The following is a 12536-nucleotide window of genomic DNA, read 5'->3' as shown; positions in this document are numbered from 1 at the left end:
TGGAACTCAACCAGCAACCCCAAAAGACAAACGGCCCGTTGCTGGTGCGAACGGGCCGTGATGAAGGATTAGCGCGTGCGCTACCGTCTCCGCCCGTCAGGGAGGGCTAGTAGGGCCAGCAGCGAAATCTTGGTCATGAGGGTTGCGAATGTAGCACAGCCTTCCCGGGCCTGTGAAGGCCCGGGACTTCAGTTGTGCAGCCCCCGCTCGTCGGGCTCTTCGGTGGAGGTGCTGATCACGCTCACCGGCTGGCCCTTGGCCTTGCGCCACGCGTACACCACGTAGCCGCTCAGGCCATAGGCGACGAAGAGGCTGAACAGCACCGTCGGCGGATGGATGTTGATGACCGCGATGCCGAGCGCGATGAGCACGATGACCACGAAGGGCACGCTCTTCTTCATCTGGACGTCCTTGAAGCTGTAGAACGGCGCGTTGGTGACCATGGAAAGTCCGGCATAGAGCGTGAACGCGAAAGTGATCCACGTGATCTGCGTCCACGAGAGATACAGCACCTCGCCGCCGCGCTTGCCCCACTCGGTCATGAGCCAGATGAAGCCAGCCACGAGCGCCGCCGCCGCTGGCGACGGCAGGCCCTGGAACCAGCGCTTGTCGACCACGCCGGTGTTGACGTTGAAGCGCGCAAGCCGAAGGGCCGCGCAGGCGCAGTACACGAAGGCGGCGATCCAGCCCCAGCGCCCCAAACCCTTGAGCGACCACTCGTACGCAATGAGTGCCGGCGCGGCGCCGAACGACACCATGTCGGACAGCGAATCCATCTGCTCGCCGAACGCACTTTGCGTGTTGGTCATGCGCGCCACGCGGCCGTCGAGGCTGTCGAGAATCATGGCGGCGAACACGCCCAGCGCGGCCAGGTCGAAGCGCGCATTCATGGCCATCACGACCGAGTAGAAGCCGCCAAACAACGCCGCCAGCGTGAACAGGTTCGGCAGGATGTAAATGCCCTTGCGACGCTTGCGCGGCTGCACATCGTCGGGGAGCGTGTCGTCATGCATTGAAATGGCCTCCGTCCCTCGTGGGAACTGCCCCGTCAGCCATCCATTCGATAGCTTCTTGGTCTGTGAATCGCATGTTTCGCAGTGTAGTTCAGGGGACCCGTGCGCTCCCCTTCAAACAAAAGGGCCACCGCGACGGGTGGCCCTCCGAAACAGGGTGCCGCAGCACCCTGTTGACTCTTGCCTCTGAAGAAGATCAGTTGCGGGTTTGATCAACCAGCTTGTTCTTCTTGATCCAGGGCATCATCGCGCGCAGCTTTTCGCCGACGACTTCGATTTGATGCTCGGCGTTCAGGCGACGGCGGCTGATCAGCGCGGGCTGGCCGGCAGCGGCTTCGAGCACAAAGCTCTTGGCATATTCGCCGGTCTGGATGTCCTTGAGCACTTGCTTCATGACCTTCTTGGTCTCGTCGGTCACGATGCGCGGGCCCGTGACGTACTCGCCGTATTCGGCGTTGTTCGAGATCGAGTAGTTCATGTTGGCGATGCCGCCTTCATAGATCAGGTCGACGATCAGCTTCAGTTCGTGCAGGCATTCGAAGTACGCCATTTCGGGCGCGTAGCCGGCTTCCACCAGCGTTTCGAAACCAGCCTTGATCAGCTCGACCGTGCCCCCGCACAGAACCGCTTGTTCGCCGAACAGGTCGGTCTCGGTTTCTTCGCGGAAGTTGGTCTCGATGATGCCGGCCTTGCCGCCGCCGTTGGCGGTGGCGTAGCTCAGCGCGAGGTCACGCGCCTTGCCGGACTTGTCCTGGTGCACAGCCACGAGGTGGGGCACGCCGCCGCCTTGGGTGTACGTGCTGCGCACGGTGTGGCCCGGGGCCTTGGGAGCAACCATCCACACATCGAGGTCGGCGCGCGGCTGAACGAAACCGTAGTGCACGTTGAAGCCGTGCGCGAAGACGAGCGAAGCGCCCTCCTTGATGTTCGGGGCCACGTCGTTCTTGTAGACGGCAGCGATCTGCTCGTCAGGCAGCAGGATCATGACGACATCGGCCGACTTGACGGCATCAGCGACTTCAGCAACCTGCAGGCCGGCCTTGCCGACCTTGTCCCACGAGGCGCCGCCCTTGCGCAGACCGACCACGACCTTGACGCCGCTGTCGTTCAGGTTCTGCGCATGCGCGTGACCTTGCGAGCCGTAACCGATGATGGCAACCGTCTTGCCCTTGATCAGGCTGAGGTCCGCGTCCTTGTCGTAATAAACCTTCATGATGTTCTCCAGATAGATATGCGAGTTGCAGTGTGTTGTTTTGCCGTTCGTCCTGAGCCTGTCGAAGGGCTCAATGCAGTCCCCGCTCGCGCGAGGGCTTCGACAAGCTCAGCCCGAACGGGCAGCGACTGAGCTCCGAATCATGGTGTCAGACCCGCAGGATGCGTTCGCCGCGCCCGATGCCGCTGGCACCGGTGCGCACTGTTTCGAGAATGGCGCCGCGGTCGATCGCTTCGAGAAACGCATCGTTCTTGCCATGGTCGCCGGTCAGTTCGATGGTGTAGCTCTTGTCGGTCACGTCGATGATGCGACCGCGGAAGATTTCCGCCATGCGCATCATTTCCTCACGCTCCTTGCCCACCGCGCGCACCTTCACCATCATGAGCTCGCGCTCGGTGTAGGCGCCTTCGGTCAGGTCGACCACCTTCACGACTTCGATGAGGCGGTTCAGGTGCTTGGTGATCTGCTCGATCACGTCGTCCGAACCGGTGGTGACGATGGTCATGCGCGAGAGGCTTGCATCCTCGGTCGGCGCCACAGTCAGCGATTCGATGTTGTAGCCACGGGCCGAAAAGAGGCCCACCACGCGGGAAAGAGCACCCGGCTCGTTCTCCAGCAGCACTGCGATGATGTGTTTCATGTTGGCGTGACTCCTCTTTTCGCCTGCGCGGAAGCTTTCGCTTTCGCCGCCCTCCCCCGCGCACGGTAATGCGCGGGCTTGGCGGGCAATAGATTCGTCAGTAAAAAGTTGAGCGAACGAACGTTCCGGATCAGAGATCTTCGGAACCCAGCAGCATCTCGGTGATGCCCATGCCGGCCTTGACCATCGGGAACACGTTCTCGGTGGGGTCGGTACGGAAATCCATGAACACCGTGCGGTCCTTGAGTTTGCGCGCCTCGCGCAGCGCCGGCTCCACGTCTTGTGGACGCTCGATCAGCATGCCGACGTGGCCGTAGGCCTCGGCGAGCTTCACGAAGTTGGGCAGCGCGTCCATGTAGCTGTGGCTGTAGCGGCCGGAGTATTCGATCTCCTGCCACTGGCGCACCATGCCCAGGTAGCGGTTGTTGAGCGAGCAGATCTTGATCGGCGTGTTGTACTGCAGGCAGGTCGAAAGCTCCTGGATGCACATCTGCACCGAGCCTTCACCGGTGATGGTGAACACCTCCGAATCGGGCTTGGCGAGCTTGATGCCCATGGCGTACGGAATGCCCACGCCCATGGTGCCCAGGCCACCCGAATTGATCCAGCGACGCGGCTCGTCGAAACGGTAGTACTGGGCCGCCCACATCTGGTGCTGGCCGACATCCGACGTGATGTACGTGTCGGCGTCCTTGGTCATGTTCCACAGGGTTTCGACCACGTACTGCGGCTTGATCACGTCCTTGTTGTCGCGGTCGTACTTGAGGCAGTCGCGCGAACGCCAGCTTTCGATGGTCTTCCACCAGTCGGCCAGCGCGCCGGCATCGGGCTTGGTGGTGCTCTCGCGGATCATCGAGATCAGCTCGGTGAGCACGTCCTTCACGTCGCCAACGATCGGGATGTCGACCTTCACGCGCTTGGAGATGCTCGACGGGTCGATGTCGACGTGGATGATCTTGCGTTCGTTCTGCGCGAAGTGCTTCGGGTTGCCGATCACGCGGTCATCGAAGCGCGCGCCCACGGCCAGCAGCACGTCGCAGTTCTGCATCGCGTTGTTGGCTTCGATGGTGCCGTGCATGCCCAGCATGCCGAGGAACTTGCGATCGCTCGCCGGATAGGCGCCCAGGCCCATCAACGTGTTGGTGACCGGGTAGCCGAGCATGTCGACCAGCGTGCGCAGCTCGTTCGTGGCATTGCCCAGGAGCACGCCGCCGCCGGTGTAGATGTAGGGACGCTTGGCCGCGAGCAGCAGTTGCAGCGCCTTGCGGATCTGCCCGCCGTGGCCCTTGCGCACCGGGTTGTACGAGCGCATCTCGACCTTGTCGGGATAGCCGCTGTACGGAATCTTCTTGAAGGACACGTCCTTCGGCACGTCCACCACCACGGGGCCGGGACGGCCACTGCGTGCGATGTGGAAGGCCTTCTTCATCGTCATGGCCAGATCCTTCGGGTCCTTGACGAGGAAGTTGTGCTTGACGATGGGGCGCGTGATGCCGACCGTGTCGCATTCCTGGAAGGCGTCCAGGCCGATCGCGGCCGTCGGCACCTGGCCGGAAATGATCACCATGGGGATCGAATCCATGTAAGCCGTCGCGATGCCGGTGACCGCATTGGTCAGGCCGGGGCCGGAAGTGACCAGTGCCACGCCGACTTCGCCGGTGGCGCGCGCATAGCCGTCGGCAGCGTGGACGGCGGCCTGTTCGTGGCGCACCAGCACATGCTGGATGGTGTCCTGCTTGTAGAACGCGTCGTAGATGTAGAGAACCGCGCCGCCCGGGTAGCCCCAGATGTACTGGACGCCTTCGGCCTGCAGTGCCTTGACCAGCACTTCAGCGCCCATGAGTTCTTGCGTGGTGTTGCCGGCGCCAGAGGACGCGGCTGCTGCGGAAGCGAGTTCCGCCTTCGAGATTTCCATGATCAACCTTTGTGTTTTTTCGGGAACGAAAAACCTTGGGTGCCCCTTGCCAGCCCTTGTGGGGCCGCGCCAGGACTTGAGGCCAAAGCCATGAGCGGACTGATGTTCCGCCGGACCGTGACCCGTTTGCCTTTTGACTTGCAAGGCGGATTATGACACTACCGGCGCGTTCAGACTCGCTTCAGGCGCTTTGTCTTCGCACAAAGGCATAATCCGCGGCATAAAAACATGAGCGTTCGCCAAACATCCTCCCCACACGGCGCGTCCCGCCGGCCCCTCTCATTTGGCTACTGAACACGAACTCTCCGACTTCCTGAAAAACGTCGAGCGACGGGCCTTCAAGCGCTCGGTCTATCACGTGCGGGACGAAGAAGCGGCCTTGGACATCGTGCAGGACAGCATGATGAAGCTGGCCCAGCATTACGGCGACAAGCCTGCCGAGGAACTGCCGATGCTGTTCCAGCGCATCCTGTCGAACTGCACGCTCGACTGGTTCCGTCGCCAGAAGACGCGCCGCGCCCTTTTTTCCAACCTCAGCGACTTCGAACCGGCCGACAACGGCGAAGATTTCGACCTGCTGGAGAACTTTGCCTCGCCCACCGACTCCAGGGAATCGGAGAGCGCCGAAGACACGACCCGCCGCAGCCAGGTCTTTCACGAAATCGAAGAACAGATCGCAGCTTTGCCCGGCCGTCAACGCGAGGCTTTCCTGATGCGTTACTGGGAGGAAATGGACGTCGCAGAGACGGCCGCCGCAATGGGCTGCTCCGAGGGCAGCGTCAAAACCCATTGTTCGCGAGCTGTCCACGCTCTGAGCAAGGCGCTCAAGGCCAAGGGAATATCGCTATGAACACTAAGGTTCCTACCTCTCAATCCAGCGCAGCGGAAGACCGCTTCGGCCAACGGCTGGCGGCACGGCTGTCGGAAGGCAACCAGGCGTTGCCGCACGACATCAGCGAGCGCTTGCGCATTGTCCGTTCGCAGGCCGTGGCGGCGCGCAAGCAGGCGCCGCAGTTGCGCATGGCGCCCGCCGCGGTCCGGTCGGGCCACACGGTCACGCTCGGCGGCAGCTGGTGGACGCGCATCGGTTCCGTGGTGCCCCTGCTCGCCCTGGTGGCCGGCCTGATCACCATCAGCGTGATGCAGGACGACGACCGCGCCAGTGAACTCGCCGAAGTCGACTCGGCCCTGTTGACGGGCGACCTGCCGCCCGCCGCCTATACCGATCCCGGCTTCGCCCAATTCCTGAAGGCCGACAGCGCCTCCGATTGAACACACACCTCGACCGAATGCGCCGCCGCTCTGTTTTTCGCGCGAAAGCCCTGCGCCCGTTGCACCGGCTCCAGGCGGGCGTCGTCGTTTGGGCTGGTGCGCTGGCAGCCGCCACTTTCGGCTTGAGCTTGGCCGGCGCGCAATCGCTGCCCGACGCCGCCAAGTCCGCCGCGCACACTGCAACCGCCCGTGGAACGGCAAGCGCCAAGGCCGTCGCCACGACCAAGCCGCTCTGGAGCGACCTGACCGCCGAGCAGCAACTGGCCCTGAAGCCGCTAGCCACCCACTGGAACACGTTGAACGTCGGGCAAAAACGCAAGTGGCTGGCACTGTCGCGCAACTACACCAACATGCCCGCCGACGACCAGGTCACGCTGCACAGCCGCATGATCGAATGGGCGGCGCTGAGCAACCAGCAGCGCGCCCAGGCCCGCTTGACATTCGCCGAGGTCAAGCGGGTTCCGGCCGACGAGCGCCGGCTCAAGTGGGAGCAATACCAGGCATTGAGCGAAGAAGAAAAACGCAAGCTCGCCGAGGGCGCACCGCCCAAGCCGCGCGGCGCCGCCCTGCCAGTGCGCCCCGTGTCGTCGCAGAAGCTCGTGCCCGTGCCGGCCGTCACGCCGCCCGGACAGCACACGCCCCGTATCGTGCCGGCCGCGACCCCAACGCCCGCGCTGCCGCCCTCCATCGTGGTGAGTTCACCGACAACGCCGCCTGCTGCCACGGAACGCATTTCCCCGCCAACCAGCACTGCCGCCGCGCCGGCTGCGTCGGCACCGAGCGGCATCACGCCGCCGGTGCCCGCCGAGGCCCAGGTGCCGGCGCCGTCCGCGGCATCGGCACCCGCGGCTTCGTCCTCCGCCCCCTGACCGAAGGTTTCGATGGTTTCCAGTTCGCCCGAGGCCTCGGGCCCCGGCCAGTCCGCCTCGCCCTCTGCTTCCACTCCCCACGCACCCGCTCCCGCCGTGCCAGGCCTGTGGCGGCGCATGGCCTGCTGGCTCTATGAAGGCATGCTGCTGTTCGCGGTTGTGTTCGTGTCCGGCTGGCTGTTCAGCACGCTGGGCCAGATGCGCGACGCCATGGACGAGCGACGGCACCTGCTCCAGGCATTTCTCTTCGTGGTGTTCGGCGTCTACTTCGTCTGGTTCTGGGCCAAGGGCCAGACGCTGGCCATGAAGACTTGGAACATCCGCATCGTCGACCGCCGCGGCCAGCCCGTCACCCAGGGCCGTGCACTGGCGCGCTACCTGCTGAGCTGGGTGTGGTTCCTGCCGCCGCTGGCCGCCATCGCCCCGTTCAAGCTCTCGGGCGGCGAATCGACCGTGCTGATCTTCGGCTGGGTCGCCATCTGGGCGCTGCTGGCCCGTTTTCACCCCGAGCGCCAGTTCTGGCACGACGCCTGGGCCGGTACGCGGCTCATCACCTCCAAGCCGATGAGCCGCCAATGAGTGCCCTGCCCGACCCCGCCGTGAATCCACAAAAGGCCCGCAAGGGCTTCGAGCGCGTCTGGCATGCCACGCTGATCTCGCTGCACGGCCTGCGCGCCGGCTGGAGCGAGCCGGCCTTCCGCCAGGAAGCCATCCTGTCGATGCTGATGATCCCGATTGCCTTCTGGCTCGGGCGCAGCTGGGTCGAGGTGGCGCTGCTCGCCGGCAGTGCGGTCCTGGTGATGATCGTGGAGCTGCTCAACACGGCTGTCGAAGCCGCCATCGACCGCATCGGTCCCGAATGGCATGACCTCTCCAAGCGCGCGAAGGACATGGGCAGCGCCGCCGTCCTGCTGTCGCTCACGCTGTGCGGCGGCATCTGGGCCGCGGCCCTGTGGCAACGCTTCGTGTCATGAGCGGGTCCGCCGCCTGCGGCATGATCGCAGGATGACCCCTGAATTTTCGATTTGCGTGTATTGCGGCTCGCGCCCCGGCGAGCGCCCCGAGTTCTCCCAGGCCGCCCAGGCCGTGGGCCAATGGATCGGCCAGCATGGCGGCCAGTTGGTCTACGGCGGTGGCCGCACCGGCCTGATGGGCACGGTGGCCGAGGCCACCCGCCAGGCCGGCGGCCGCGTCGTCGGCATCATTCCCAAGGCTCTGGTCGACAAGGAACTGGCCAACCCTCTGTGCGACGAGCTGCACGTGGTCGACACCATGCACGAACGCAAGGCCATGATGGGCGAGCGCGCCGACGCCTTCCTCGCGATGGCGGGCGGTATCGGCACCTTTGAAGAACTGTTCGAGATCTGGACCTGGCGCCAGCTCGGCTACCACGACAAGCCGACCGGCATCCTCAACACCGCCGGTTACTACGACGGCCTGCTGGGCTTCCTGGCGCACAGCGTGCGCGAAGGCTTCATGGGCGAATGGCAGATGGACCTGGTCCGCACCGGCACCGACGTGCCCGAACTGCTGACCGCGCTGCGCGCCGAAGTCCCCTTGCACCCTCGCGACGACAAGCTTTCAGAAAACCTCTGACCCGAAAGCCCCAAGAGCCTCGGGGTCCCATTCCAGCGAACACCGCGGAACCGGCTTTGCCGGGCCGCAGGTGTTGCCCCGGTAGGGGGTTGGCGAAGCGACACGAAGTGCGCGAAGCCTGGGGGCGAGCCTAACTAGACTGCGTTTTCGTTTTCCTCGCCGGTGCGGATGCGCACGATGCGCTCCACCTCGGTCACGAAGATCTTGCCGTCACCGATCTTGCCCGTGCGCGCCGAGCTCACGATGGCTTCGATGCAACGCTCGACGTCGCTCTCGTTGACGACCACTTCGACCTTCATCTTGGGCAGGAAGTCAACCACGTACTCGGCGCCGCGGTACAGCTCGGTGTGGCCCTTCTGGCGGCCAAAGCCCTTGACCTCGGTCACCGTGAGGCCGGTGACGCCCACTTCGGCCAGGGCTTCGCGCACGTCCTCGAGCTTGAAGGGTTTGACGATGGCGGTGATCTGCTTCATGGTTTTCGTGCTCCGGCGGTTTCGTTGAACTTGCTGGTGATAGGGTAACGCCAATCCTTGCCGAAGCTTCGGTGGGTGACCCGGATGCCTACCGGCGCCTGGCGCCGCTTGTATTCGTTGATCCTGATGAGCCGCGCAACCCGCTCGACCACCGCGCGGTCGTAGCCCGCGGCAATGATCTCGTCGATGCCTTCATCGTCCTGCATGTAGCGTGCCAGGATGCCGTCGAGCACGTCGTAAGGCGGCAGGCTGTCCTGGTCGGTCTGGTCGGGGCGCAACTCGGCGCTCGGGGGACGCGTGATGATGCGCTCGGGGATCGGCGCCGCGCCGGTGGCGTAGGGGTCGTGGGCATTGCGCCAGCGCGCCAATGCGAACACGGTGGTCTTGAGCAGGTCCTTGATGACCGCGAAGCCGCCCGCCATGTCGCCGTAGAGCGTGCAGTAGCCGGTGGCCATCTCGCTCTTGTTGCCGGTGGTCAGCACGATGGCGCCGAACTTGTTCGACAGCCCCATCAGCAGCGTGCCGCGGATGCGGGCCTGGATGTTCTCCTCGGCCGTGTCCTCCGGCCGGCCCGCGAACTCCCCGGCCAGCGCGGCCTTGAAGGACTCGAAGGTGTGCCGGATCGAAATCTCGTCGTAGCGCACGCCCAGCCGCCCGGCCATGTCGCGCGCGTCGATCCAGCTGATGTCGGCTGTGTAGGGCGAGGGCATCATCACCGCACGGACCTTGTCCTTGCCCAGCGCATCGACCGCGATCGCGAGGACCAGCGCGGAGTCGATGCCGCCCGACAGCCCGAGGATCGCGCCCGGGAAACTGTTCTTGCCGATGTAGTCGCGCACGCCGAGCACCAGGGCGTCCCACAGCTGCGCCTCGGCATCGCGCGGCGCGGCAATGGCGGACGGATCTGCCACGACAGCGACGCCGCCTTGCGCCCCATGTGCGAGTTCCATGAAAACCAGCCCCTCGCGAAAGCTCTCGGCCTGTGCGGCCAGAGCACCGTCGGCCTGCAGCGCGAACGAGGCGCCATCGAACACCACCTCGTCCTGCCCGCCCACGAGGTGCGCGTAGACCAGCGGCAGGCCCACGGCGCGTGCACGGTCGGCCATGCGCGCCACGCGCTCACCTTCCTTGCCTACGTGGTACGGCGAGGCATTGATCACCGCCAGCACCTCGGCGCCGCCGGCGCGCGCCAGTTCGGCCGGCGCGTCGAACCAGGCGTCTTCGCAGATCAGCAAGCCAATCGACACGCCGCCCGCCTCGAACACGCAGGTGCCCTGCCCCGGCGTGAAGTAGCGGCGCTCGTCGAACACCTGGTAGTTGGGCAGTTCGCGCTTGGCGTAGGTCTCGAGGATGCGGCCTTCTTTGATGACGCTGGCCGCGTTGTGGCGCAACTGCACCGCCACAGATCGGCTGCGCAGGCTGCCGCCGCTGGGATGCCCCACCACCACAACCATGTCTTTGAGGTCGGCCAGCGCGGTTGCGATGCCTTTCACGGCATCATCACAGGCTTCGGTGAAGGCGGGACGGAGGAACAGGTCTTCCGCTGCATAACCGGCAATCGAGAGTTCGGGTGTCAACAAAAGCCGTGCACCTTGCGCATGGGCCTCGCGTGCGGCGCCGACGATCTTCTGCGCATTGCCGACGAGGTCGCCCACCACAAAATTGAGTTGCGCGATGGCGAGCTTGAGCGTCATACAGAAGGAAGAAAAAGGCTTGAACGATTATGTCATTCGGGTTCTGGCGTCGCCGTCGGACATCGACCCGCAAGCCTGGAACGCACTGCTCGCGGCGCAGTCCGAGCCCTCGCCTTTCATGCGCCACGAATACCTCGCGGCGATGCATGACAGCGGCAGCGCCTCGCCCGAGCGCGGATGGACGCCGCAGTTCGTCACGCTGTGGCGCGGCGATGTGCTCCAGGCCGCTTGCGCGCTCTACCTCAAGGACCATTCGTACGGCGAGTACGTGTTCGACTGGGCCTGGGCGAATGCCTACGAGCAGCACGGGCTCGCCTACTACCCGAAGGCCGTGGTGGCCGTGCCTTTCACGCCCGTGCCCGGCGCCCGGCTGCTGGCACGTGACGCGCAAAGCCGCACGCTGCTGGTGCAGGGGCTGGTGGCCGTTTGCAGGGAACAGGAACTTTCGTCTCTGCATCTGCTGTTCGGCGCCGACGCCGACATTGCTGCATGCACCGAAGCCGGGCTGATGCTGCGCCACACGGTGCAGTTTCACTGGACGAACACGCGCTCTTCGCCAAATGACACTGAAACCGGCTACACGGATTTCGACGCCTTCCTCGCGAGCCTCTCGCACGACAAGCGCAAGAAGATCCGCCAGGAGCGTCGCAAGGTGGCCGACGCCGGTGTCAGCTTCCGCTGCTCGCGCGGCACCGACATCTCGAACGCAGATTGGGACTTCTTCTACCGCTGCTACGAGCGCACCTACCGCGAGCACGGCAACCCGCCCTACCTCACGCGCGACTTCTTCCAGCGCATGGCCGACACACTGCCCGAGGCGTGGCTCCTGTTCGTCGCGGAGCGCGACGGGCGCCCCATCGCGACCAGCCTGATCGCGCTCTCCACCGACGAAGCGCAACCGCTGGTGGCCTACGGCCGCTACTGGGGGGCGCTGGAGCGCGTCGACTGCCTGCATTTCGAGGCCTGCTATTACCAGCCCATTGCCTGGTGCATTGCGCACGGCGCGGCGCGCTTCGAAGGCGGCGCGCAGGGCGAGCACAAGATGGCCCGCGCGCTGATGCCGGTGCGCACCACGAGCGCGCACTGGCTCGCGCACCCGTCGTTCGCCGATGCCGTCGAGCGCTTTCTGGAGCGCGAAGGCGCCGGCATCGAGAACTACATGGACCACCTCGAAGAGCGCAGTCCCTTCAGGGCCGGCTGAGCGGCCTGGAGGTCTTACTTCTTGTAGGCAGCAATGCCGTCGAGAACTTCCTTCTTGGCCGCGTCGATGCCTTCCCAGCCCAGCACCTTGACCCACTTGCCGGCTTCCAGGTCCTTGTAATGCTCGAAGAAGTGGCTGATGGCCTTCAGGCGCATCGGGTTCACGTCGTCGACCGATTTCCAGTGGCTGTAGATGGGCAGCACCTTGTCGGTGGGCACGGCCAGCACCTTGCCGTCGACGCCGGCTTCGTCTTCCATCATCAGGATGCCCAGGGGGCGGCAGGGCACGACCACGCCCGGCAGCAGCGGGTACGGGGCGATGACGAGCACGTCGACCGGGTCACCGTCGCCCGACAGGGTCTGCGGCACGTAGCCGTAGTTGGCGGGGTAGTACATGGCCGTCGTCATGAAGCGGTCCACGAAGATCGCGCCCGATTCCTTGTCGACTTCGTACTTGATCGGGTCGGCGTTCATCGGGATTTCGATCACGACGTTGAAGGCGTCGGGGACGTTCTTGCCGGGGGAGACTTTGTCGAAGGACATGACGTTTTTCGAGTAGTTGAAAAGTATGAGGCGGATGGGGAAAAACCCGGAGTTTACTTTCCGTGTCACGGGCTGGTCGCACGCGTGCGTGTTTTTGCCTGTAAATTG

14 protein-coding genes are annotated in these 12536 nt (G+C 64.7%); 7 read left to right on the top strand and 7 right to left on the bottom strand.

What is annotated here, in order from left to right; translation table 11 throughout:
- Positions 1–188: 188 nt before the first annotated feature.
- From pssA to ASD34_RS18740, 4 genes are all read right to left on the bottom strand, one after another.
- On the bottom strand, positions 189–1013 hold the full coding sequence (pssA, locus tag ASD34_RS18755) for a CDP-diacylglycerol--serine O-phosphatidyltransferase (protein WP_056580207.1): 825 nt from the start codon (positions 1011–1013) through the stop codon (positions 189–191).
- A 196-nt stretch (positions 1014–1209) separates the two neighbouring features.
- Positions 1210–2226, bottom strand: coding sequence for a ketol-acid reductoisomerase (gene ilvC / locus ASD34_RS18750; protein WP_056580205.1), 1017 nt, complete (start codon positions 2224–2226; stop codon positions 1210–1212).
- A gap of 148 nt (positions 2227–2374) precedes the next feature.
- Positions 2375–2866, bottom strand: coding sequence for an acetolactate synthase small subunit (gene ilvN, locus ASD34_RS18745; RefSeq protein WP_056580204.1), 492 nt, complete (start codon positions 2864–2866; stop codon positions 2375–2377).
- 130 nt (positions 2867–2996) lie between these two features.
- Positions 2997–4781 (bottom strand): acetolactate synthase 3 catalytic subunit, encoded by a 1785-nt coding sequence (locus ASD34_RS18740; RefSeq protein ID WP_056582530.1) that lies wholly within the window; start codon positions 4779–4781, stop codon positions 2997–2999.
- A 283-nt stretch (positions 4782–5064) separates the two neighbouring features.
- On the opposite strand from ASD34_RS18740, the gene ASD34_RS18735 reads away from it, so the two are divergent.
- From ASD34_RS18735 to ASD34_RS18710, 6 genes are read left to right on the top strand one after another with little or no spacing between them, the layout of a single operon-like run.
- Positions 5065–5631, top strand: coding sequence for an RNA polymerase sigma factor (locus tag ASD34_RS18735; protein ID WP_056580202.1), 567 nt, complete (start codon positions 5065–5067; stop codon positions 5629–5631).
- Positions 5628–6053 carry a DUF3619 family protein gene (locus ASD34_RS18730; RefSeq protein ID WP_056580200.1) on the top strand — a complete coding sequence of 142 codons (426 nt, stop codon included), beginning with the start codon at positions 5628–5630 and terminating at the stop codon, positions 6051–6053. The genes ASD34_RS18735 and ASD34_RS18730 overlap by 4 nt, the downstream gene beginning before the upstream one ends.
- Before the next feature lie 17 nt (positions 6054–6070).
- Positions 6071–6922 (top strand): DUF3106 domain-containing protein, encoded by an 852-nt coding sequence (locus ASD34_RS18725; RefSeq protein ID WP_056580198.1) that lies wholly within the window; start codon positions 6071–6073, stop codon positions 6920–6922.
- A gap of 12 nt (positions 6923–6934) precedes the next feature.
- Positions 6935–7501: an RDD family protein gene (locus ASD34_RS18720; protein WP_056580196.1), complete on the top strand. Its 567-nt coding sequence runs from the start codon at positions 6935–6937 to the stop codon at positions 7499–7501.
- Complete coding sequence (locus ASD34_RS18715) at positions 7498–7896, top strand: diacylglycerol kinase (RefSeq protein WP_056580194.1); 399 nt, start codon at positions 7498–7500, stop codon at positions 7894–7896. The genes ASD34_RS18720 and ASD34_RS18715 overlap by 4 nt, the downstream gene beginning before the upstream one ends.
- 31 nt (positions 7897–7927) lie before the next feature.
- Complete coding sequence (locus ASD34_RS18710; protein WP_056580192.1) at positions 7928–8518, top strand: TIGR00730 family Rossman fold protein; 591 nt, start codon at positions 7928–7930, stop codon at positions 8516–8518.
- Positions 8519–8652: 134 nt separating this feature from the next.
- Here the strand turns inward: ASD34_RS18710 and ASD34_RS18705 are convergent, their stop codons facing one another.
- Together ASD34_RS18705 and ASD34_RS18700 are read right to left on the bottom strand one after the other, a co-directional pair.
- Positions 8653–8991 carry a P-II family nitrogen regulator gene (locus tag ASD34_RS18705; protein ID WP_056580191.1) on the bottom strand — a complete coding sequence of 113 codons (339 nt, stop codon included), beginning with the start codon at positions 8989–8991 and terminating at the stop codon, positions 8653–8655.
- Entirely contained in the window at positions 8988–10685 is a 1698-nt protein-coding gene (locus ASD34_RS18700; RefSeq protein WP_056580189.1) for an NAD+ synthase, read from the bottom strand. Before ASD34_RS18700 ends, ASD34_RS18705 begins: the two co-directional genes overlap by 4 nt.
- 19 nt (positions 10686–10704) lie before the next feature.
- Here ASD34_RS18700 and ASD34_RS18695 point away from each other — a divergent pair, with 19 nt between their 5' ends.
- A complete protein-coding gene (locus ASD34_RS18695; protein WP_082548819.1) occupies positions 10705–11886 on the top strand; it encodes a GNAT family N-acetyltransferase in 1182 nt (393 codons plus the stop codon).
- Positions 11887–11900: 14 nt separating this feature from the next.
- Here the strand turns inward: ASD34_RS18695 and ppa are convergent, their stop codons facing one another.
- On the bottom strand, positions 11901–12428 hold the full coding sequence (gene ppa, locus ASD34_RS18690; RefSeq protein ID WP_007834256.1) for an inorganic diphosphatase: 528 nt from the start codon (positions 12426–12428) through the stop codon (positions 11901–11903).
- Positions 12429–12536: the final 108 nt, after the last annotated feature.

Origin of the sequence: Variovorax sp. Root473, assembly GCF_001426505.1 — a bacterium.
Classification (GTDB): Bacteria; Pseudomonadota; Gammaproteobacteria; order Burkholderiales; family Burkholderiaceae_C; genus Variovorax.
This window is presented reverse-complemented; position numbering and strand designations above follow the sequence as displayed.